The organism is Companilactobacillus zhongbaensis, assembly GCF_003946515.1.
GTDB classification, from domain to species: Bacteria; Bacillota; Bacilli; order Lactobacillales; family Lactobacillaceae; genus Companilactobacillus; species Companilactobacillus zhongbaensis.
This window is the reverse complement of the sequence record NZ_RHOM01000007.1, coordinates 85319-108824: the sequence shown is the minus strand read 5'-3', so window position 1 is coordinate 108824 and position 23506 is coordinate 85319. Positions and strand designations below refer to the sequence as shown.

19 protein-coding genes, 1 other RNA gene and 1 pseudogene are annotated in these 23506 nt (G+C 38.2%); 15 read left to right on the top strand and 6 right to left on the bottom strand.

Translation table 11 applies throughout. From position 1 onward, the window contains the following. The first annotated feature begins 11 nt into the window (after nucleotides 1–11). From EKM69_RS05005 to EKM69_RS04990, 4 genes are all read left to right on the top strand, one after another. On the top strand, nucleotides 12–2816 hold the full coding sequence (locus EKM69_RS05005; RefSeq protein WP_125708747.1) for a helicase C-terminal domain-containing protein: 2805 nt from the start codon (nucleotides 12–14) through the stop codon (nucleotides 2814–2816). Nucleotides 2817–2864: 48 nt separating this feature from the next. After that, nucleotides 2865–3344, top strand: coding sequence for a cell wall elongation regulator TseB-like domain-containing protein (locus tag EKM69_RS05000; protein ID WP_125708745.1), 480 nt, complete (start codon nucleotides 2865–2867; stop codon nucleotides 3342–3344). 92 nt (nucleotides 3345–3436) lie between these two features. Beyond that, complete coding sequence (locus EKM69_RS04995) at nucleotides 3437–4060, top strand: DnaD domain protein (RefSeq protein WP_125708743.1); 624 nt, start codon at nucleotides 3437–3439, stop codon at nucleotides 4058–4060. Next, entirely contained in the window at nucleotides 4060–4701 is a 642-nt protein-coding gene (locus tag EKM69_RS04990; RefSeq protein ID WP_125708741.1) for an endonuclease III domain-containing protein, read from the top strand. The genes EKM69_RS04995 and EKM69_RS04990 overlap by 1 nt, the downstream gene beginning before the upstream one ends. Nucleotides 4702–5476: 775 nt before the next feature. On the opposite strand, the gene EKM69_RS04985 is transcribed toward EKM69_RS04990, so the two are convergent. Both EKM69_RS04985 and recU read right to left on the bottom strand, forming a co-directional pair. Beyond that, nucleotides 5477–7909, bottom strand: a complete 2433-nt coding sequence (locus EKM69_RS04985; protein ID WP_125708739.1) for a transglycosylase domain-containing protein — start codon at nucleotides 7907–7909, stop codon at nucleotides 5477–5479. Then, the gene (recU, locus tag EKM69_RS04980) at nucleotides 7906–8532 is read right to left on the bottom strand and encodes a Holliday junction resolvase RecU (protein ID WP_125708737.1); all 627 of its coding nucleotides are present in this window, start codon (nucleotides 8530–8532) and stop codon (nucleotides 7906–7908) included. The genes EKM69_RS04985 and recU overlap by 4 nt, the downstream gene beginning before the upstream one ends. A 66-nt stretch (nucleotides 8533–8598) precedes the next feature. Between recU and EKM69_RS04975 the strand changes: the two genes are divergently transcribed. The 4 genes and pseudogenes from EKM69_RS04975 (at nucleotide 8599) to EKM69_RS04960 (ending at nucleotide 11519) form a co-directional block, all read left to right on the top strand. Beyond that, nucleotides 8599–9150 (top strand): DUF1273 domain-containing protein, encoded by a 552-nt coding sequence (locus tag EKM69_RS04975; protein WP_125708735.1) that lies wholly within the window; start codon nucleotides 8599–8601, stop codon nucleotides 9148–9150. A gap of 167 nt (nucleotides 9151–9317) precedes the next feature. Next, nucleotides 9318–9629, top strand: a pseudogene (locus EKM69_RS12680) (DivIVA domain-containing protein); the annotation flags it as partial. A gap of 349 nt (nucleotides 9630–9978) precedes the next feature. Then, nucleotides 9979–10333, top strand: an RNA gene (gene rnpB, locus EKM69_RS04965) — RNase P RNA component class B. 67 nt (nucleotides 10334–10400) lie between these two features. After that, entirely contained in the window at nucleotides 10401–11519 is a 1119-nt protein-coding gene (locus tag EKM69_RS04960) for a THUMP domain-containing class I SAM-dependent RNA methyltransferase (protein ID WP_125708733.1), read from the top strand. Here the strand turns inward: EKM69_RS04960 and EKM69_RS04955 are convergent. The 4 genes from EKM69_RS04955 to EKM69_RS04940 form a co-directional block, all read right to left on the bottom strand. Next, complete coding sequence (locus tag EKM69_RS04955; RefSeq protein WP_125708731.1) at nucleotides 11516–12454, bottom strand: magnesium transporter CorA family protein; 939 nt, start codon at nucleotides 12452–12454, stop codon at nucleotides 11516–11518. The genes EKM69_RS04960 and EKM69_RS04955 overlap by 4 nt on opposite strands. A gap of 845 nt (nucleotides 12455–13299) precedes the next feature. Then, nucleotides 13300–14313 (bottom strand): lipoate--protein ligase, encoded by a 1014-nt coding sequence (locus EKM69_RS04950; protein WP_125708729.1) that lies wholly within the window; start codon nucleotides 14311–14313, stop codon nucleotides 13300–13302. Between the two features lie 61 nt (nucleotides 14314–14374). Further along, on the bottom strand, nucleotides 14375–15388 hold the full coding sequence (locus EKM69_RS04945) for a lipoate--protein ligase (protein ID WP_125708727.1): 1014 nt from the start codon (nucleotides 15386–15388) through the stop codon (nucleotides 14375–14377). 78 nt (nucleotides 15389–15466) lie between these two features. Continuing rightward, nucleotides 15467–15862 (bottom strand): reverse transcriptase-like protein, encoded by a 396-nt coding sequence (locus EKM69_RS04940; protein ID WP_125708725.1) that lies wholly within the window; start codon nucleotides 15860–15862, stop codon nucleotides 15467–15469. A gap of 27 nt (nucleotides 15863–15889) precedes the next feature. Here EKM69_RS04940 and EKM69_RS04935 point away from each other — a divergent pair, with 27 nt between their 5' ends. From EKM69_RS04935 to EKM69_RS04905, 7 genes are all read left to right on the top strand, one after another. Beyond that, nucleotides 15890–16273, top strand: a complete 384-nt coding sequence (locus EKM69_RS04935) for an EbsA family protein (protein ID WP_125708723.1) — start codon at nucleotides 15890–15892, stop codon at nucleotides 16271–16273. Between the two features lie 2 nt (nucleotides 16274–16275). Further along, entirely contained in the window at nucleotides 16276–17958 is a 1683-nt protein-coding gene (locus EKM69_RS04930; protein WP_125708721.1) for a formate--tetrahydrofolate ligase, read from the top strand. Continuing rightward, on the top strand, nucleotides 17958–18422 hold the full coding sequence (lspA, locus tag EKM69_RS04925) for a signal peptidase II (protein ID WP_125708719.1): 465 nt from the start codon (nucleotides 17958–17960) through the stop codon (nucleotides 18420–18422). The genes EKM69_RS04930 and lspA overlap by 1 nt, the downstream gene beginning before the upstream one ends. Next, a complete protein-coding gene (locus EKM69_RS04920) occupies nucleotides 18403–19317 on the top strand; it encodes an RluA family pseudouridine synthase (RefSeq protein ID WP_125708717.1) in 915 nt (304 codons plus the stop codon). Before lspA ends, EKM69_RS04920 begins: the two co-directional genes overlap by 20 nt. A gap of 133 nt (nucleotides 19318–19450) precedes the next feature. Then, entirely contained in the window at nucleotides 19451–19978 is a 528-nt protein-coding gene (gene pyrR, locus EKM69_RS04915; RefSeq protein ID WP_125708715.1) for a bifunctional pyr operon transcriptional regulator/uracil phosphoribosyltransferase PyrR, read from the top strand. An 18-nt stretch (nucleotides 19979–19996) separates the two neighbouring features. Next, nucleotides 19997–21073 (top strand): carbamoyl phosphate synthase small subunit, encoded by a 1077-nt coding sequence (locus EKM69_RS04910; protein WP_125708713.1) that lies wholly within the window; start codon nucleotides 19997–19999, stop codon nucleotides 21071–21073. 1 nt (nucleotide 21074) lies between these two features. Continuing rightward, nucleotides 21075–23480 (top strand): ATP-binding protein, encoded by a 2406-nt coding sequence (locus EKM69_RS04905; RefSeq protein WP_125708711.1) that lies wholly within the window; start codon nucleotides 21075–21077, stop codon nucleotides 23478–23480. Nucleotides 23481–23506: the final 26 nt, after the last annotated feature.

The following is a 23506-nucleotide window of genomic DNA, read 5'->3' as shown; positions in this document are numbered from 1 at the left end:
GTGATGTAATATTGAAAAACTCATATGCAGTTGTTGATCTCGAGACTACCAATGCCAACTGGCATGATGATGGTCGGATCATTCAATTTGGCTGTGTGTTGATCGAAGATGGTGAGATAACCAAAGTTTTTAACCAAAAGATTAATCCTGATGTTCCGATCCCTAGTCGGATAACGGCGTTAACTGGCCTAAGCGATGAAGATGTCAAAGATGCTCCCAAGTTTAAGGAACTTGCACCAGGTATTTTTAAACTTCTGAAAAATAAGATTTTTATTGCACACAATGTGAATTTTGATCTCCCTTTTTTAAATCGGGAATTGAGCCGTGTTGGTCTCAACGAACTAAACGTTAATGCAATTGACACTGTGGAACTTTCTCAAATCATGTTCCCAACTGTCAGCAGCTACAAACTTCAAGACCTTACTAGTTATTTGAGTATCGAGCATGACAATCCGCACAGCGCCGATAGTGACGCTTTGGTAACCGCCAAATTGTTCTTAGTGATCCAAAGCCAGATCAGAGATCTACCACTGACGACTTTGAAGAGTTTAGTCGATCTAGGAACACAAACCATTCGCGAAACTAACTTAGTCTTCAAAGATATCTACCAACGACGCGTCAACAATAAACGTCTGTTGCCAGATTATTTGTACGAAAAAGATGGCTTAGTTTTACGAAAAAAGCAATTTCACATCAGTGAACAAATCGACCAAAAGACTTCATATCCGAAGTCCAAACAAAAGAAACGTAATATGCTAAAGGGCAAACTTCAATACCGCGAAAATCAAGCTAAATTGATGGATGATATTTACGAAAATGCCAGTGATCGTAGCAAAGATAATAAATGGAACTTGATCGAAGCTCCGACTGGGTCAGGGAAGACCTTAGCTTATTTACTACCACTGTCGTATTTGATCAATGGCAATCGAAAGTTAGTGATTGCCACAACGACAAAAGTTTTGCAGAAGCAAATTGTTGACCAGTCGATCCCGTTGTTAAATCAAGTTTCACAGCACAACTATCATGCCGAAGTCGTTAAGAGTAGTTACAACTTTATCGACATCGATCGTTTTTACGAAGCCATCGAGAATTATCAAGGCCATCGTCATACGGCACTTTTGAAGATGAAAATTTTAGTTTGGCTAACTATCACCGAAACCGGTGATCTTAATGAGTTGCACTTAACTAACTACAACAATCCATTATTTACGATTATTCGCCATCGTGGCGAAGCTAAAGAAAATACTTTATTTGCTGAAGATGACTTTTGGCGCTATCAAGTGAATAAATATCATGAATCCTTGATTTTAGTAACCAATCAAGCTTATTTGGCACGAAATATCGACAGTTCAATTTGGGGTGACAACTCATATTTAGTTATCGATGAAGCTAATCACTTTGCCGACAACTTGCGAAACGTTGCCTCACCAACGATCGATTTTTTGAAATTAAATGAATATGTCAGAAAATTGAGTGATATTTTGTATCAAAACCGGGTGACTTTACGTTACGTCTTCACAGAGGTGACAACTCAGCTGTGGAATTATCAAGACTTGCAAGATATGGAAACACATTTTCAAGCCATTGATGAGTTGATGGAGCGCTTGGAATTTAATCTTTTTGATAACAGCATTCAAGATCACGTTTCGCTTCAAGAACGCGATCAGTTCATAAACTTGATCTTGAATCAAGAAGATTTCAATAAAAATAACAATGATTTAGTTGATTTATTGTCAGATTTAATCGTTGAAGTGACCATGGTCGTTAATCGAATCGATATTTTGTTTGATCAATACAACTTTCAAAAAAACTTTATTTCGGTGGAATTATCACGGATCATTTCCAATTTGATCATTGAAAATTCTAAAATCAGACGAATATTAGGGGCAATGGATGAACTGCTGCAAGTTCTCCAACAAAAAGATTCTGATTTCGGGATCGAGATCGACATGCGTGATTATTATGAACCTAACACGATCAAAATCAGTTGGCGTCAGTATGATATTAAGAGCTTGATCAAGGACACGACTGATTCCTTTAGCCAAATTTTTGCTATTGGAGCTGCCATCACGATCCAAAAAGATTTTTCTCATTTCATTCTCGACCTACAGTTGGAAAGTAATCAAATCAACGAAATGATGATCTTACCAGATGCCAACGATATGGCTAAGAACAGTAAGATCTACATTCCGGAAGATATTTCTGATATCACACATTTGTCGACTGAGGAATATTATTCCATGGTGACTAAATATATCGTTGAAATCTTGAATGATTTAGACCATCAAACAATGATTTTATTTAACTCGTTGACTACTCTTGAGGCAGTTTACAATCAACTGATGGAAACTTCCGTTAAGGAAAAGTGGGAGATATTAGCCCAAGGCGTTACTGGAACTAACGAAAAGATCAAGAAGCGCTTTGCTATTGGTAATCGTTCTGTTTTATTAGGGGCTAACTCATTTTGGGAAGGGGTCGACTTTCCAAATAAGATGCTAGAGATCTTGATTGTGACTAGAATTCCGTTCGAATCTCCTGAAATGCTGGATGTCAAAGTTAGACAAGATGTCATGAGTCAAGAAGGAATTAACGTCTTTCAAGCTGACACTTTGCCTCGGGCAATTTTGCAGTTACGTCAAGGGCTAGGGCGGTTAGTTAGAAATCCCCATGATCGCGGTGTAATTTTGCTTTTAGATAATCGTATCTTGACCAAATCATATGGTAAAAAGATCATTGATTCATTGCCACATGGCATTCCGATCGTACAAGATGATATGTCCGACATAAAAAAAGATATAAATAAGTTTTTGAATTAACCAAAACTTGCTATACTATGAATGTTGACTAACTTTAAGGAAGAACTCATGAATAGAAACACAAAGATTTTACTAGCAATATCATTAGTTACATTAGCTGTGGTCTCATTGATCACTTACATAAATCTCTCGTTTGCACCTTATTCGAGCGCCAAGTCGCAATCTTATGATATTGCCGAAACGAGTGCTAAGATCACTAAGCCTGATTATTTCGGTAATTATTCACGTGACAAGCAATATTATTCTGTTGGTGGTTTAACTAACAAGAAGCAATATCGCTATGTCATAATTAATGCTAAAACAGGTCAAACTACACTCGTGGATAAGGGAGATGCACCTGTTCGCCAAACGGTTATCAATGGCGTAGCACAGCGCTATAATCCTTCTAAGATCATGCATATCAATTTGGGGCTCTACCAAAAGAAACCAACTTGGGAAGTTGCTTTCAAGAACAAAAACGGTTCGATCGGATACAATTTGGTCGACTTTAAATCAGGTAAGAGCGTACAATTAATTAACAATATTTAGTGAGAATTCACTTTTTAATGACAATATTCTAATCAACGAATATTGTCATTTTTAAATGGAAACAGATTTTTAAGATTTTTGGAGTGAAACAAATGGATGAGAAGATGTTTGAGAAATTTCTCAATAGTGGCAGTACTAATCTAAGTAATTTAATTATCGAAAATTACCATAAACTCGGTTTGAGTGAACAAGAATTGATTATTTATTTAAATTTACAAATGTACGCTCAAAAGGGTAACTATTTCCCAATGGTACAAAATATTTCTGAGAATACTGGCTATGAAGAATCACAGATTTATAATGCCATCCAAGAAATGATCAAATTAGGTATTGTCGAATTAAAGACTGTGGTGGAAAATCATCAACAACGGGACGTTTATTCACTGACACCAATTTACGATCGTTTGAAAGCCTTATTTGTCCAACAAGCTACTAACGATAGTGAGAAAAAGTTGATGTCTGACACCGAAGAGCTTTTTAAAAGGATCGAAGTTGAATTTGGTCGGCCGATATCGCCAATCGAACAAGAACAAGTTCATCAGTGGATCGATGACGATCATTATGGCATTCCGCTGATCCAATTGGCCTTACGAGAAGCTGTTTTAAATCAAGCTTATTCATTGAAATACATGGATCGGATCTTAATCAGTTGGGAAAAGAGTAATATTAAAACTGCCGAGCAATTACAAGAAAGACGAAAGAAGTTGGGATATTAATGTTAACGAATGAACAAATAGTTTGGGCCATCCACCAAATGGAAGAAGACATCGGACCAGTAGGTCCATCACTTGATTCAAGAACACCATTTCAATATTTAGTTTCCGTCATCTTGAGTGCACAGGCGACTGACGTCTCTGTCAATAAAGTAACACCAGTATTATTTGCTAAATATCCTGACCCAGTAGATTTGATGAATGCACCCATCGAAGATGTAGAACAAATCATCAAAAGCGTCGGATTATTTCACAACAAAGCGAAAAACATCATTAAGACAGCAGGAGTCATTCATACACAATATAATGACGTCGTACCAGCCGTTCGAAGTGAAATAATGAAATTACCCGGGGCAGGCAGAAAAACAGCCAACGTAGTCTTAAGCGACGTATTTGGCCAACCAACCTTCGCAGTAGACACCCACGTAGCCAAAATATCAAAACGACTACACTTCGTAGAACCAGACGCCTCAGTATTAGACGTAGAAAAGAAAATTGTCTCAGTAATGAAACCAGAAGAACTACACAGAGCACATCACACCATGATCGAATACGGCCGCAAATATTCCATGAAATTGCCTGAAGACCAAGAGACCAATCGGTTAATCATACAGTGTGACGAATTGAATGAGGCAAACAAATAGAGAGCGGAGGCACACGGATAGCTGCTGAGGATTTAAGCACAGAGAGCGCAGCGAGGTTGGTCAGCTGCTGAGGATTAACGCGTGTAGTCGCACAAGGTGCTGCGAAGCAGTGACGCGACTACATGTGTTAACCGGAGGCCGCTACCTCGCGGAGCTCGTTTCAGCATCCTTGAAGATAAAATATAAAAAACACTATTTATGTTGCTGCAATTTTAGCAAACAGGAATTAATAGCACTATTTTATATTCGAAAATCTGTTCCGCGACTACATGTGTTAACCGGAGGCCGCTGTGTGCCGGAGCTCGTTTTCGCATCCTTGAGGATAAAAAATAAAATCTACTATCTAAACTGCAGCAATTTTAGCTAACAAGAATAGCAAAAACTATCTAAGACAAATAAAGCAGTATTGCAAAACATGTGTTAACCATAGGTCGCTGTCGCCTGGAGCTAGTTTCAGCATCCATGAGGATAAAAAATAAAAACCACTATCCAAACGGCAGCCAATTTAGCTCATAAGTGTAGAAACCATTATCCAATTGCAGCAAGTTCAGTGAATAAAAATAGATAATACTATTACATGTATACAAATCAGTACTGCAATAACCTTCACCAGGAGGCAACACTGGGCTCAGGACTAGTTTCAATATAACGGATGCAGATAAAACGTAAAGAATCCGCCATCGCAAGAAGCCAATCTCCACCACAAAAAATCAAAACAACCAAAAAAAGCCGGCCACTCAATCACGAGTGGCTGACTTTTTGTTTATCAATAAACCTATTCCATCCCACTTTGGGTATTAGAACCTTGAGTACCGGCTCCAGAACCACCAGTACCACCGGTATTACCAGTTCCGCCACCAGTAGAACCACCGGTAGACCCTCCAGTGTTTCCACCAGGATTTGTTGATCCGCCAGTATTTCCACCAGTGTTACCGCCAGTATTACCAGTATTTCCACCACCAGATGGTGGGGTAGTACCGGTAGTATTGTTGTTCGAATTATTAGTCTGATTATTATTTCCATCACCAGTATCAGTATTACCGTTACTCTCATTAGTATTGGAATTTTCATCAGTTTCATCATCATCAGAACTAGGACGACGATTTGGAATTACTTCTTCAGTAGTCGAAGAAGAACTTGAACTTGATGAACCTGAATAGTTCTTGTATGGATTTGATGGGGCGTGTCCACGAACGAATAACTCAGTTGTATAACTGCTGCTTGATGATCTTGGATTGGCAACGATCGGAGTCGTTGAGCCGCTCTTTCTGATCTTCAAGGAAACAACTGAACTAGGTTTCTTCCAGTCGGAATTAGTTACTTTACTGCTCAAGTACTGCATTTCGGCTTTGTAAATCTTACCTGCAACACTTTGATAAGTAGAATTAATTCCGTTTTTGTTTGGTGAATCATAACCGGTCCAAACACTCATCGAATAGTTTTTAGTATATCCGTTGTACCATGAGTCTTTTGATTGACCACTTAAACTTGGATTAGCACTAATTGCATCGTCAGAGTAGTTTGTTGTACCAGTCTTACCAGCTTGATGTAAGCCTGAGATAATGGCGTAATCAGCAAAACCGGTGCTAGTTGGAACTTCCTTTAGCACATCGGTGATCATATAAGCCGTTGAAGCTTTCATGACACGTTTAGGTTCAGAATGATAGGAATGAGTGATGCCATCTGCTGTTTCAATTTTTGAAACGTAACTTGGTTTGTAGTAATTACCACCATTTGAAAAAGCAGCATAAGCAGCAGCACCTTGCAAACTAGAAGCATCAGTACCAATACCTTGAGAAGTACCTTTGTCCTCTGAAACCTTCATTCCAAGGTCTTTGGCAAAACCGCTAGCTTTATTGAATCCAACTGCATTCAATGCCTTAATTGCTGGAACGTTTCGTGAGGTTGCTAAAGCTTCACGTAAACTCATTTGACCTTTGTAAGTTTGATCCCAGTCTCTAAGGACGATGTTCGTACCAGGATAAACATATTTCGAATCATCTAATTGATGATAAGTGGACCAGTTCAAGTATTCAATCGCTGGACCATAATCCATCACGGGCTTCATCGTAGAACCATTACTACGTGAAGTTTGCACAGCTCGGTTTAATCCGAATTGAATATTTTTTAAATTACGTCCACCGATCATTGCTACGACTTTACCATTAGTTGGATCAACGACTGAAGCACCAACTTGCATCTTTGAATCAGGGAAAGCTACGTAGTTAGATGAGTTCACAATATTGTATAGACGCTTTTGCGCATCATAGTCCATATTGACGGTGATCTTCAGGTTATCACGATAAGGATCAAATCCCTTAGATCTAACCTCAGAAATAGCTTCTTTAACATATGGATCGGTGATCATCTTATCTTCATCGTCACCAGTTGTATTTTCTTTAAAAGGCTGCAACCCAGAATCGATCTGAGTGTTGATTGCTTCTTGTTCTTGAGCTTGTGTGATCTTTTCATTGTTATACATAGCCCGAAGGACTAAATCACGACGTTCTTTGGCGGCTTCAGGATGAGTATAAGGATCATAGTTACTTGGTGCATTAGGTAATCCAGCTAACATTGCCATTTGAGCCAATGAAAGTTCATCTAAAGACTTACCATAGTAATATTTAGCACCAGTTTCGATACCATAAACACCGTTATTCATATAAACCTTATTAACGTAAAACTCGAGGATCTGTTGCTTAGAAAAATCATGACTGACTTTCATGGCTAACCAAGCCTCTTGCATTTTACGTTTAAAAGTCTGATCTTTAGCATCGGTCGAGAAGACGGTCAGCTTAACTAATTGTTGAGTTAAAGTACTTCCACCTTGCAAAGTATCTTTAGTAACGTTATTGAATGCAGATTTAACGATCCGAACTGGATCGATACCAAAAGTTTCATTGTAGAAGTTCTTATCTTCAATAGAAACAACAGCATCTTGCATTTGTTGGGGAACTTTGTCGATTGTTACGTAATTTCTTTTGTTGGATCCGAGTGAACCAATTTGGTTACCCTTGGAATCAACGATGGTTGAGGAACCACCACTTTGCAATAATTCCTGGCTAATTGCAGGAGCCTTGAAAGCGTAAAAAATGAATATTACTAAAAATACCGTTATTGCGGAACCAAGAAGGATCCCAAGCCATTTCAAAATATTTTTGAAAGGAGAGGACTTCACTGGACGTTCATTATTGGGAGTATTATTCATTGTTTCTCCTTCCTTTTTGCGATTAATTTCTTGATTACATCGACGTAAGGCAATGTAGGGTTGTAGTTAGATTTTATCTCGTAAGAATCTTCAACTACTTGGGACAAATGAATGGACTTAGGTCCGTCATTTCTTTGTCCTTCCCAATATTTAAATAGCTTTTGCGCTGGCATGATAAAATATCTGTTGAGTGTCACGTATTTGATTATTACGAAACAAATGCCAGCTTGTTGTTCGCAAGCACGCAAATGGTCGATTTGATGTTGATGAAAATTCTTCAAAGGAAAGGTATTCTTATTAGTAGTTTCCTTAGCTTCAAAATCAACATAGTAACCTTGGTAAACACCATTATAGTCGGTCGTTGAAGCTTGTCTAAAATAAGCTTCTTTGATCACAGCACGTGATCTTTTGGGATAATCGACTTTCACTATTTGTAAAGGCGTTGGTTTTTTGTAGATTACTGCAATTTGGTGAGCACGATAATACTTATTACTTTCGTTTATCTCATCTTCCAGACGCATACCACGGTCGCCAAAGATAACTTTCTTGGCGGCTGTCGTAGACGTTCTTGATGGTTTAGATTGTTGTTCAAATTTTCTTCCATCAGGGTAGTTAAATTTCAAATTATCAACTCCTACTTGAAGAATTATACCATGATAGCAGAAAATAAAATTAGGAGAGGGATCTATGTGATCAATAATTTATGGATAACCGGGTATAGATCCTATGAATTAGGGATTTTCAAACCCGATGATCCCAAATCAAAAGTTATCAAAAAGTTTCTCGAAGAGCGGATCATAAATTACGCCGAGGACGGATGCGAATGGATCATTACCGGTGCTCAGATGGGGACCGAGCAATTTGTCGGTCCTGCAGTAAAAGAAGTTCAGAAAAAGGGATATGACCTCAAGCATGCTGTTATTTTGCCTTTTGCCAATTTTGGCAATCAGTGGAATGAAAACAATCAGTCATTACTAAATATTTTTTTAAGAAATGCCGACTACGTAAATAAAATCACCAATTTAGGTTATCATTCAAGTATACAACTCAGAACTTGGCAGAATTTTATGCTGCGACATACTGATGGTGCGCTATTATTTTACGATCCTGATAGTGGAGGGAAGCCGAAGTATGATTATTCTGCAATAAAAAATTATCTGGATAAGGGGAATGATTACTCCTTAGAGTTGGTAGATTTTGATGCAATGCAGGATTTTGCTAATAGCTTATCGGAAGAGTAATTAAATTTTTTCGCAATATTCGCAATAAATAAATAATTGGGGTGCAGATTATGAATAACATGAACCAAATGAATGGAAATGGATTTAATCCACAACAACAATCAAGCAATAAATTCTTTTTAAACTTCCAACCAAATGATATTTTACAAAAAGAATTCAAGACTAAGATGCGTGGCTACGACCAAGCTGAAGTTGATCAATTCTTGGATGGTATCATCAAAGACTATGAATCATACTCAAATGAGTTGAACCGTCTGAAAGCTGAGAACAATCGTCTTCAACAACAATTGAACTCGATGCCACAAAATAACCAACCAAACAATCAACAAAACAATGGTAATCAAAATAGCCGTCAAAGAATGAATAGAACTATTCCTGTTCAACCTAAGGCAGCTCCTATGAACAACTTTAATGCTACTAACAAAGCTAAGCCAGACGCATCAACTTATGATATCTTGAGAAGAATCTCAAATCTTGAAAAGCATGTTTTTGGTCATGACTTTGCCAATGGTTTTCCTAACAACAGTGCTTCTGCAAATAAGAGCAATGAACCGATCAAACAATTTGCTTCAGCTGCTGTTCCTAACAATAACAACAATTTGAACAACAATAACCAAGCAAATCCATTTGAATCCGGTCACAATGAGATCAATCCCGATTCAATGCAACAAAATTTGAACAACAATAATAACATGAACAACCCTAGCAACAACAGTAATTTGAGTCCAAATCACTTCGATGCAAATCGTCAAGATATGAACGGATTTGGCCAAAATTTAAATAATAATGGAAATATGAGCCAATTTTAGGTATAATATTAACGTTGTAAATTTTGAGTAATCGCGGTCTAGTTTTCTAGGCTGAGGAAGGTCCACGCCAGCACGAGCTGAGATGCTTGTAGTGTTTGTGCTTAGCCTAATAAGCTAAGGTACCTTTTGGTAACGGCAGCGAAAGCACTAAGGTTTTACTATGTGTTAATAGCTTGAAAGTGCCACAGAGACGTAGTATCAAGGGAAACCTTGATGGTGGAACGAGGTAAACCCCGCAAGCTGGCAACCCAAACTTTGGTAGGGGCGCTTCATAACGAGAAATGAATCTACTGTGAAGGCTTAATTGTAGATAGATGATTACTAATTGTATCGGTTTACCAGACCGGTACTTGAACAGAACGTGGCCTATAGAAATTTACTTGGTAAGGGACGACTTGCTCGTCCTTTTTTTGTACATAATTTTAACAAAAGAGGAAAAATATGAAATTAATTGCGACTATGTCGAGTGGTTTTGAATCAGTAACTAAACACGAATTACAAAACTTAGGCTATGATGTCTCAACCGAAAATGGGAAAGTTTATTTTGAAGGTGATTACGAAGACATCGCTAAGGTAAATTTGTGGTTGCGTAGTGCCGATCGAATCAAAATTGTCATTGATACTTTCGAAGCGAGAAGTTTCGAAGAATTATTTGATAAAGTCAATGCAATCGATTGGGATTATTGGTTGCCGCTAAATGCAGCTTTTCCGATCAAGGCAAGAACTGTCAAATCGAAGCTTCATTCCGAAAGGGATATACAAGCAATTACTAAAAAAGCTATCGTAAACAAAATGTCTGACGTCTACAAACGTCGGGGCAGACTGCCAGAATCTGGTGCAACTTTCCAGATCGAGACGCGGATCCATAAAGACGTGGTTGAAATAACTCTGGATACGACCGGAGACTCACTATACAAACGTGGCTACCGAACAGAGCACGGTGCTGCACCTATGAAAGAAAACTTTGCTGCCGCATTGATCATGTTAACTAACTGGCATGCCGATATGCCTTTTGTTGATCCAACAACTGGTTCAGGTACGATTGCCATCGAAGCAGCTTTATTAGCTAAAAATGTAGCACCCGGAATCTTGCGTCATTTTTCATTTGAAAATTTTGACTGGTTCGATCCAAAGATTTTAGAGCAAGAAAAAGAAGCAGCCAAAGAAGTTCAGACTGCTCCAGAATTAAATATTTTTGCTAGTGATATTGATGGTTCAATGATCGATATTGCCAAATTAAATGCCCATGATGCCGGCGTCCTTCATGACATCACTTTTAAACAAATTGCTGTGAAGGATTTGAAGATCGAAGGAGAAGATGGTGTAATCATCTCAAACCCTCCTTACGGACAAAGAATGAGCGATATGGAAGGGGTCCACTTGCTGTACGAACAAATGGGTGACCTCTTTGAAACTTTGCCAAGTTGGAGCAAATACATTGTTACCAGTGACTTGGAGTTCGAACAATACTACGGCAAAAAAGCTACCAAGAAGCGCAAATTGTATAACGGTTCTTTAAGAACTGATTACTACCAATATTGGGCTGAAAAGAAACATTAAAGACTATTTCGACGATGAAGGTCCCAGAGTACGAAGATTATCAAAGCAATTGTGATGACGATCGAAAATACCCAGGACCATTTTTTGTCTGCAATTGGTAATGCCATGTTCATTCCGTAAAAACCAGAAATGATCGTAGGAACACTTAAAACAATCGTATAAATGGTCAAGATCTTCATGGTATTGTTCATCTGATTATCAAGAATATTATTTGAAGTATTAGAAACACGGTCGATCACATCGGAAGACAAGTCTGACTCATCTTTTAACTGTTCGATTTCAACAGCCGAATCATGGAGACGTTCCTTAGTTTTATCGGTCAGATCCACCGTTTCGGCCTTGCTGTTGGCAATAATATCGATCTGCTTGATCACACTGTAGTCATTATTGATGGCCGTACTGATGTAGATCATTGAGTCTTGCAAATTAGCCAAACTAATAATTTGTTTATAAGAAGTCCGACGCTTTTCAATATGATTTTGGATCCGATTACGGTGATTGTTGATTTCATTAATAGTGTCACTGTAATCATCAGAAATGCGATCGAATGCATAAAAAATCAAGGCCCATAAACGATCTTCGATCTCACCTTGAAAATGAGCATTCGCGTTCATTAAGTAATCTTTGACGTAATGGGTATATTTATTGGTAAATAAAAATAATTGATCATCTTTAATAATAATCGCAACTGGGCGAGTACTTTTAGAAGCAGCCGACTTGATCTCATTTTGGACGTAGTATACTACTAACCAAATTTGATGGTCTTCGTCGAATTCTAAACGTGCTCGCTCGTTTTCGTCATCGGCATAGTCTAAGAATTCGTTGGTTAGGTTATATTGCTCGATCAGCTTTGTTCTGTCTTTGGTTTCTAGACTGGTTTCGGATTGGATGTCTATTAGAGATAGGTTTTGCTTAAGTTGTTCGGTTTTGATCATGTTTTTAATTCCCCTTGTTGGTATTTATTTTATCATATTGATTGCTTTGTATTTTGATAGAGTAAGGGGATAGAGGTGGTAGTTTGAATGTGAGGTTCACTGCCGGTTCCGGGTCGGGGCGCTATATGGGATTGGAACGTAGCCGACATCGATTGAAGCTATCCGAGAAAATCACTCGGACATCTCCAATACGAGTCTTCCTCTAAGCTCCTTCGTCGCAAAGAGGAATTTGGCTACTGAACCCATATAGCGCCCCGACCCTCCACCTAGAGTGGAGCAACCAATATCATTTTTTTTGGGTTTGCTCCACTCAAGGGAGTATAAATTGGCAATTGATGTGCTCCTTATTTCTCACATGTCTATCTCAAATCATTTGAGATCAGCAAGTTCAAAAGAAAAAAATAAATCCATATCCATACCCATTTTCTACCAAAGAACAAAGCGATGATTTTAGAACATAAAATTGACAAGATAAGTCCATAAATCAAAATCCTAGGACTTAATAGGAATAAGTCGATCTGTCTATCCAAAACAGTTTTCAACGATAAAAATAAGTACCGTATCCCACCCCAAAAAATGATTTGTGTACGACCTTAGGTCCTGTGGGGGTGGAGGGAATTCGCCGTCAGCCGCGAAATTTTTGTTTGCACGGCAAAGGCCGTGCTTACGAAAAGATCCAGCTTTGAGATGTCCAAGGCGGTCTTCCTTGGATAGCTCAAAGTGGGTCCGCAGCGTTCCACGGCGCAATTCCCGGAACCCCCACAGGACCGGCAGTGAACCACTAACCAACATACTTCCTCAAAAAACATCAAACACAAAAAAAGCAGAGCAAGCTCTGCTTTTTTCTATTTCGTAAACAAATCTATAACATCATCATGATCAACACCACTGAAATATTGGTCTAAATCGAAACCGTTTAAAATATTCTTGATGCTTTCTGAATCATAATCTTGGTTTAACAGCTTTTCTTTGATCTCGTTGGAATCTTTCTTACCGAAATAATCACCGTAGATCTCGATGTTTTTGATCTTTCCTGCTGAAATTTCATATCTGACATCGATTGTTCCCATTTGGAAGTGTTTGCGATTTTTTACTGAGAAGTCTGGAGATTTGCCGTAGACCCAATCCCAGTTGTAGTAGTAGTCATCGTTTAGCTTTTGGATGGCTGCTTTGTCATTTTCAGTCAATTGATATTCTTTGTTGGCAATTTCTTCCATACTATTTGCGTGGAATAATTCGAGGATCAAGCGGTCGCGGAATTGCTCTGTTGTTAGACTTTGATATTCCGGCTTTAAGTATGGCTTGACGTTAGTTACTCGTGATTTGACGGATTTGATACCCTTGGACTCGATTTTATCTTTTGGAACATTTAGTGCATTTGAAAGGACTGATAAATCTACATCGTAGGCTAGGGTACCATGAGAAAACATTTTGCCGTTTTTGGTATACATGGCATTACCGGAGAATTTCTTGCCATCGACCATTAAGTCATTTCTACCAGATACTTCGGCAGTTGTTGCTCCCATATCTTTTAAGGCATCAATGATCGGTTTCGTTAGCTTTTTGAAGTTTCCAAAATTGTCATTGTCGGAATTGACTACGAAACTGAAGCTGATGTTTCCTAAGTCGTCATAAACGGCACCACCACCGGAAATTCTTCTGGTGACAGTAATATCATTTTCTTTCACGTAATCTAAATTGATCTCTTCGAGCGTATTTTGATGGCGGCCAACGATGATACAAGGCTTTTGAATGTAAAAAAGCACTAATGGTTCGTCAAATTCTACGTTGTTCATTAAATATTGTTCTGTTGCTAAGTTATCGCGAATGTCGGTCGAGCGCATGCGGTAAAAATACATATTTTTTCGCTTCCTTCAAAAAAAGCTCGAGTTATTAAATTAACTCAAGCTTTCGTTTTTATTATGGAGTAAATAATTTAACTAATTCATCTTGTGGGATTCCCTTGAAGTAGTCGTCCAAATTGAATTGGTCTAATACTTTCAAAATCTCATCACGATCAAACTTGATGCCATTTAGTTTTGCTTTAACGTCGTTTGCGTCTTTCATACCGAAGTAGTCACCATAGATCTCAGTGTTTTCGATCTTACCGTCGACAACGTTATATCTAACATCAACAGTACCCATATCAAAGTGCTTACGTTGTTTAGCAGTAAATTCTGGTGATTTTCCGTAGACCCAATCCCAGTTGTAATAATATTGTTCTTTGATCTTATCGATTTCTTTTTGTTCTTCAGGTGAAACGATATATTCTTTATCTTTGATTTCATCGATGCTATTAGCGTGGAATAATTCCAACAATAGGCGATCTCTGAATTCTTCAGTAGATAAATCTTGATATTTCTTATCTAAGTATGGTCTTAAATTAGTTACACGACTTCTGATCGACTTGATGCCCTTTGAGGCAATCTTATCTTCAGGAACGTTTAATGCGTCGGTAAGGACAGTTAAATCAACATCTAATGATAATGTTCCGTGTGAGAAAGTCTTACCGTTTTTGGAATACATAGCATTACCAGAGAATTTCTTGCCATCGACTAATAAGTCATTACGGCCTGAAACTTCGGCAGTTGTAGCACCCATTTGATGTAGAGCATCAATAATAGGTTGGGTGAATGATTTAAAATCACCAAAGTTCTTGTCGTTAGAATCAACAACAAAGCTAAAACAAAGATTTCCAAGGTCTTGGTAGACAGCTCCCCCTCCAGAAATGCGGCGAGTAACAGTAATGTTGTTATCCTTTACAAAATCACTATTAATTTCCTCGAGTGTATTTTGGTTTCTACCAACGATGATACATGGCTTTTCAATGTAGAAAAGAACCAAAGGTTCGTCAAACTCAACATTGTTCATGAGATATTGTTCCGTTGCAAGATTGTCACGAATATCTCGGTCTTTCATTAGAACATAATACATTTGCGAAAATCCTCCTTGCTTAAATTTGTAAGCGATTCAATCGTATCACAAACTTTTAGATTTTGATAATAATGATATTTATGATTTTCTTAAATGAATTAATTCTTGGTGTATTAATGAATGAGCCGCTTTATTTTGTTTATCAGAAATATGTTTAACAAAGTAAGCAGGAAATTTTTCTAGCATGGGAATTATTTCGTCGACCATTGGTTGATAATGCTTCGAATATTTTTTTTCGATACTATCAGTCACAATTTGGCTGTCAGATAATAGTTGTAAAATATCGTTGTTTAAATTTTGTTCGATCAAGGTAGATAAACCTAGTTTAACAGCTTGAAATTCTAACTCGTGATTGTCTGCAGCAGCTACTTGTTGGACGTTACTGTCACGCTTATTTTCGGTTTGGTAAACAAATGCGATTGCAGCTAAGTTTTGATTAGTATTTAAACCGGCGTCGGTGTACAATTTAATCATGTCAATTAAACCTTTCGGGGGTATTTTATGTCGAAAAAGTATTACATTCAGCCCAGCGGGGCATGGGGTATCATCTTATGGTCCATTGCACTGATCATCATTTTTTTAGGTGTCATCTTGCAACTGGAAATATTTAGCTTTAGTGTTATCCCTGTTATTATTTGGATCGTAGGACTGATCTATATTTTTTATATCCTTAGAAGTTCTTGGATCAAAGTTTCGGATTCACAAATTGTTATTAAGGAACCCAATTATTATAAAACAAGATCCTTTGATCGTGCTGATGTGACGATCAAATCATCTAATAAATGGCAATTAGAGTTCGAATTTAAGAATCACGATTACTTTCCAGTTAAAGTTACATCAACTAGAAAGATCTTAACAGACTTAAAGAAAAGAGTAGGTGGATAAGAATGGCATTTCCTAGTGATATTGAAATTGCACAGATCAATGAGCATGACAAGATGAAAGATATCAATGATATCGCAACTAAATTAGGCTTGGATTCTCAAGATATTGAACCTTACGGTCATTATAAGGCTAAAGTCGGTCAAGCTGGGATTTCCAAAGCTATGAAGAACGATGATGGTAAATTGATCCTAGTTACTTCGATCAATCCCACACCAGCTGGTGAAGGTAAGTCGACTGTTGCTATCGGTTTAGCCGACTCACTTCAATCATTAGGCAAAAAAACTGTCTTGGCACTTAGAGAACCATCATTGGGACCTGTCATGGGTATCAAAGGTGGAGCTACTGGTGGAGGCTATGCTCAAGTCGTACCAATGGAAGACATCAACTTGCATTTTACGGGTGATATGCATGCCTTAACTAGTGCGGTTAATACGTTAGCTGCTTTGATCGATAATCATCTTCATCAAGGAAACGAATTAGGAATCGATCCTAGACGGATCATTTGGAAACGTGCATTAGATATCAATGACCGTTCGTTGAGAAGCGCCGTTATTGGTTTAGGTGGACCAATCAACTCGATTCCTCGTGAGGAACATTTTGAAATCACCGTTGCCAGTGAATTAATGGCAATTTTATGTCTGGCACAAGATCTTGATGACCTTAAGGAACGTATCGCCAGCATTTTGATTGCTTACACTTATGATAGAAAACCCGTCTTTGTTAGAGATCTTCACGTTGAAGGAGCAATTACTATGTTGCTCAAAGATGCCTTGAAGCCTAACTTAGTCCAAACTTTGGAAAATACACCAGCAATCATCCACGGTGGACCATTTGCAAATATTGCCCACGGTTGCAACAGTATCTTAGCCACTAAATTAGCCATGAAATTAGGCGACTATACCGTTACTGAAGGTGGTTTTGGAGCTGACCTTGGTGGTGAGAAATTTATGGACATTGTTACACCTAAATTGAATCACGCACCTAACGCCATCGTTATCGTTGCCACGATTCGAGCTCTTAAATATAATGGTGGTCAAAAATTAGCCGACTTGAAGAATGAAGACTTGAAAGCTTTGTCGCTTGGCTTCAAGAACTTAAAACGTCACATCCAAAATATGCGTTATTACAACGTTCCGGTCGTAGTTTCGATCAATAAATTCGAAACAGATACTGCTGACGAAGTTAAGTTATTGACTAGTCTTTGTGATGAAGTCGGTGTAAATGTTGAACTTACTGAGATCCACCACAAAGGTAGTAAAGGTGGGGTTGGACTTGCTAAGGCAGTTATTAAAGCTTGTGAACAAGAAGCTAACTATACACGTTTGTATCAAGACGAACAAACTACTGAAGAAAAAATTGCTACGATCGCTTCAGAAATTTATGGAGCAAACAACGTTGAGTACTCTGATCAAGCTAAGAAACAATTGAAGACATTCAAAGACAATGTTTGGGACGACTTACCAGTATGTATTGCTAAAACACAATACTCATTGAGTGATGATCCTAAGAAACTAGGTAGTCCTAAGGACTTTACGTTACACGTTAAGAGCTTAATACCTAAACTAGGTGCTGGCTTTATCGTTGTGCTAACAGGTAATGTATTAACAATGCCTGGATTACCAAGCAAACCAGCAGCCTTAAATATGGATGTTGATAACACAGGAAAGATAAGTGGACTCTTCTAATGCCTTTTATTTATATACTAGTTTTACTAGGCTTGGTCATATCTGATCAAGCTCTCAAATTTTACGTTTTTTACAACGTACCAGCGATGGGTTTTCGAGAATTCATCCCTGGTGTACTATCTCTGACCAACATTAGAAATACCGGCGCTGCCTGGAGCATGTTGGAAGGGAAGATGTACTTTTTCTACATCGTCACTGCAATTGCCGTGATCGTGTTAGGATATTTATTTTTTAAAGCGGAAAAGAATCAGTATTTGTACCGTTTCTCCTTAATATTTTTATTAGCGGGAACCGTCGGCAATGCCATTGATCGTTTCACCCGTCAATTCGTGATCGATATGTTCAACCTCGAATTCATGAATTTCCCAATTTTTAATTTGGCGGATACTTTTATAACTATTGGCGTAATTTTATTACTGATCTCTTTATTCAAATCGACAGCAGGTGAAAAAAATAGTAAATAATGCAATTGACTTAACTTTTGAAGAAACTTCAAAAGCTCGTTTAGACAAATTTATCGATGAACAAGTTGAAGATCTTACACGATCACAGATTTCTAAATTCATCAAAGATGGTGAAGTTTTCGTCAACGGTAAGATCGTAACTAAAACTGGTTACAAACTAGTTAATGGTGACAAGATCGAATTTACCGTTCCCGAGGAACAACCAATTGAAGCCATCCCACAAGACATCCCCATCGATGTAGTATATGAAGATGAAGATGTCATGGTCGTAAACAAACCACAAGGTATGGTCGTTCATCCAGCCGCAGGGCACCGTGACCATACGTTAGTAAATGCCATCCTTTATCATAGTAAGATCCATGATGATGACATGGTCAGACCCGGTATCGTTCATCGGATCGACAAAGATACTTCGGGTTTGTTGATGATTGCTAAGAACAATCAAGCTAAACAATCATTAATGGAACAATTAAAAGAAAAGACTAATTTGCGCGAATACGTAGCGATTGTTCACGGCAATTTCAAAGAGAAAAAAGGTGTGATCAATGCACCGATCGGACGCTCTAATAGTGATCGAAAGAAACAAGCTATTGTTGACAATGGCCGTCATGCTGTTACTCACTTTGAAGTTTTGGAACAATTTAACGGTTACGCCTTGGTCAAGCTTAACTTAGAAACTGGCCGAACTCACCAAATCAGGGTTCACATGCAATATATCGGTCATCCTGTGGCTGGAGATCCATTGTATGGGCCAAAACATACCTTACCAGGCAACGGCCAATTCTTGCACGCCCAGACTTTAGGCTTCGATCATCCCCGAACTCATCAGTGGATGGAATTCTCAGTGGAACCACCAAAGATCTTTCAAGATACCTTGGAAAAATTGCGCAGTTGACATGTTCCGGTCGCTAATTTATTCTGAAAACATATTAATATTTTTTTGTTCGGATACTATTCGAACAAATGATGACAAAATCTTAAGCTAGGGCACCTGTCCTGGCTTTTATTTAGGAATAAGGAGTTTTTTTATGGCAAAAGAAATCATTGACGGTCAAACGATGACTCGTGCATTGACCAGAATAACTTATGAAATAATTGAACGTAATAAAGGAATCGATGACCTAGTTTTAGTAGGGATCAAAACTAGAGGAGTGTTTGTAGCTCACCGGATCGAATCACGTTTAAAACAATTGGAAAATATTAGCATTCCTGTTGCTGAATTGGATATCACACCTTATCGTGACGATGTGGCGGTTAATGAAAAAGATGCCCAAGATTACAAAGCTGAACCGCTCGACTTTGACATCAGCAATAAACACGTTATTTTGACTGATGATGTTCTCTATACCGGTAGAACAATCCGGGCAGCAATGGATGCCTTGATGTCATCCGGTCGTCCAAAGAAGATCTCGCTAGCAGTTTTAGTCGATCGTGGACATCGTGAATTGCCAATTAGAGCTGATTTTGTCGGTAAAAATATTCCGACATCACAAAAAGAAAAGATCCGCGTATTCATGAAAGAAATCGATGGAGAAGATAAGGTCGAAATCGAATAATTAATTGGAGTTGGAAAAATGAAACGTTATTTAATACTAGAAGACGGGACAGTTTTTCCTGGAGAAGGATTTGGCTCATCTGTCATTACGACTGGTCAACTAGTCATTTCCAACAACCGGACGGGGATCGAGCAATCGGTTACCGATCCTGATGCTGAAGGGCAGATTATTGCTTTCACCATCCCCGGTGTCGGAAGCTCCGGTATCAACCGTGACTTTTACGAGTCTATCAACTACCAATGTAAAGGGGTAGTGATTGGCTCTGCTAGTTCAGAAAGTGTTGACGGTTCAATTTCATTTGAGGATTGGATCACGACATTAAAGATTCCAGGGATCAAAAATGTCGACATTAGAGCTCTTTCTAAATACATTTATGAACATGGTGAGGTGAAGGCTTCGATCATGGATACTCATGATGAGCATGCGATCGACCAAATCAAGGCCTTAGTTTTACCAACTGATTTAGTTAAACAAGTTTCAACTAAGCAATCATATCCAAACCCTAATATTGGTTTGAAAATGGTGATCGTTGACCTCGGATTAAAATATTCGATCTTACGGCAGTTATCGTATCGTGACTGTAATTCCGTCATTGTCAATTACAATTCCACACCAGAAGAAATTGCCAGTTTACATCCAGAAGGAATTATTTTTTCCAATGGACCTGGTGATCCTAAAGATCTACCCAAGACGATCGAGAATATTAAAGTCTTACAAAAACAATTTCCGATCATGGGTATCGGGCTCGGCAGTTTGTTGGTAGCAATGGCAAATGACTGTCAGATCATTAAGTTACCTAATCCACATCATGAATCTTCTTTAGCAGTTAAAGAAGTGGCCAGTGGTAAGATCGACTTCGTTAATCACAATCATTCGTATACGATCGATCAAAAGTCGATTGGCTCATCTGATTTCATCGTGACGAATATTTGTGTTGCGGATGGCAGCATTGAAGGAATCCGCCACGAATTTTTGCCGATCATCAGTGTCTTATTTGAGCCAGAAGCAGCCCCTGGACCAACTGACGGGTATTACGTCTTTGATGAATTCATCGACTTGATCAATTCAACAAAGAATCAAGATTGGAGCATCTAGATTGGTAGTTAATGGAATACATAGTATTTTGATCATTGGTCCGACAAATAGCGATAAAAATGTCGACCTGTCGACCGCACTGTATGACACAGCACAGATATTGCATAAATTAGGCTACAAAACTAGTGTCATGGTGGAAAATCCGACTTCATTATTGTCCGCAAACGTCTTTTTTGACCGGATCATCGTGGAAAAAGTTAATGGAGAAAATATTCTTGATTACGTTGACCAATATCATCCTGATGCGATTTTGCCAACAGTCGGGGACAAGAATGCTTTAGGGATAATTTCCGGATTAAATGGAAAAATATCTTCCACCAAAGTTTTAGGAACGAATTATTTTGCATCACTTGCTACTTTCAAGCGAGAATTATTCATCAATAAACTGAATCAAAATGATTTGCCAGTCATCAATTTCATTTCTTCAGATGACGAAGAGGAATTGTATGACTTTATTCGTTCGATCGGTTTTCCCATCATTGCTCGTCGGCGCTTTTCTAATCGCCATTCGAGTGGTTGGACTAACATTAATAATTTATTTGAACTCGATAATTTCATGGCTTTGGAAGATTCGAAAAATGCTAAGATCGAAATCGAACGTAGTATTCGTGGTTTCAGCGAATATTCTTGCACCATCGTTCGTGACCGCTTTGATAACTCTGCTTTGATTGGAACGATTGAAGACGTTGAGCCAATTGGTATCCATCATTTGGATTCAAACTTGATCTCACCAGCTTTGTCGCTGAATGATTCAAAGCTGCAAAAGTTACGTAATTTAGCCATGAAACTAGCTCGAGTTTTTAACATCGTCGGAGTTTGTACGGTCCACTTTGCGCTTAATCATAAGACGAACGAATGTTACATTACCGAATTTATTCCGCGGCTAAGCGAAGAGACTAAATTTTTGGAATATGCTACCAGTTACCCCTTGGCAACGGTGGCCGTTGAACTTAACTTAGGATTTCAATTAGACAAATTACAGTTAGATTCTGGAAATAGTTTCAATGGAGCATGCGAGCCGTTTATGGATCATATCACATCACGTTTTCCTCAGTGGAATTCTTCTGAGCAAAGATACATTGGACCTAGTAAGACTTCTGATTCGAGTATCATCGTTAGTGGTTATAGTGTTGAGGAAGTATTCAATAAGGGACCACTCAATGATAAATTGAATGATACATTGACTCGCTACGAGAAATTGCATCAGCTCGATGATGATCAACTTTTTGAAAAGATCATTCACCCAACTAATTGGATGCTGGACGTTTTGATCGAAGCCATTCGACGGGATTTTGAATTGCCTGTACTCTCTGAAGTTACTTCGATCAATATTCCGTACTTACTAGCTTTGAAAAATATCAAAGACAATAGTGCGATCATTCGTGATGATGAGATCGATGAAAACAATATCGAACAATTAGTCTCAATGGGTGTTAAAGGCCTTGGATACAGCAAGTTGCTATTAGACCGCGATGACATCGTAACGAAGTCAGTTGTCAAAAGTAAAACATCTATTTCAGTCAATATGGATCAAATCAGTCAAAGAAACTTCTTTGTGACGAGTGGTATTAGTAATGATCTTAAATTTGGCGACCGTAATAAGATCGTCGTTCGTTCACCGATCATTACTTCTAAGAAAAATATCATGGTCCGTCAGTTTGTCTTATTGCAATTAGTTAAGTCGATCCATCAAAATGGTCTTGAAGCTGTCATTTTGGGCAGGGAGCCGTGGAGTTCGCCACTGGAGATCAGAAACATTGCTTATGAAATTGCTGATCCACACATGGAGCTGCAGCATCTCAATTTGGTCGATACTAAATCGATTTTTAAAATAATCGACTTTTCTCAGACGTTAAGTGATGAAGACAAGCAAAGTAATGAAGTCTTCCAGATCAGTGCTAAGCCGATCCGCTCATTGGATTTCAAATCTGATAAGACGATGCGAGTTATTGTCGTTTCTGACGGTCAAGCTTTCACCATTCCATCGGTCATTTATCGTCAAGTTATTGATGATAAGAGTTATGAAGTAAGTAGTTACAACAAGTTCTTATCTGAAACAGAAAAGAATGAATTAGTAACTGACATTAAAGCTGAACTGGAAAAAACAGATCATATCAACACTTACAATTTTGAATTTGCTTACGTCCATGATCACTGGATCATTACTAAAATCTCATCGGGGATGAACCAAGACATCATCCGTCACGAGTTAGCTAGTTCTGTGCACGTTATCGATACGTTGGTCAAATTGATCCTCGGTAATAATCTTGGAAAAGATATGTCGATCGAAGATATTTTTTACAATGACGACAAGAACTTTTTAGTGACCGTTAATGATCAAAAATTCAAAACTTATGATGAAATTGGTTTGAGATTTTTCTTGAACAATACTTTAAAAGAAGAATAAAAAATAGACCAAGTGATGTTTGACAT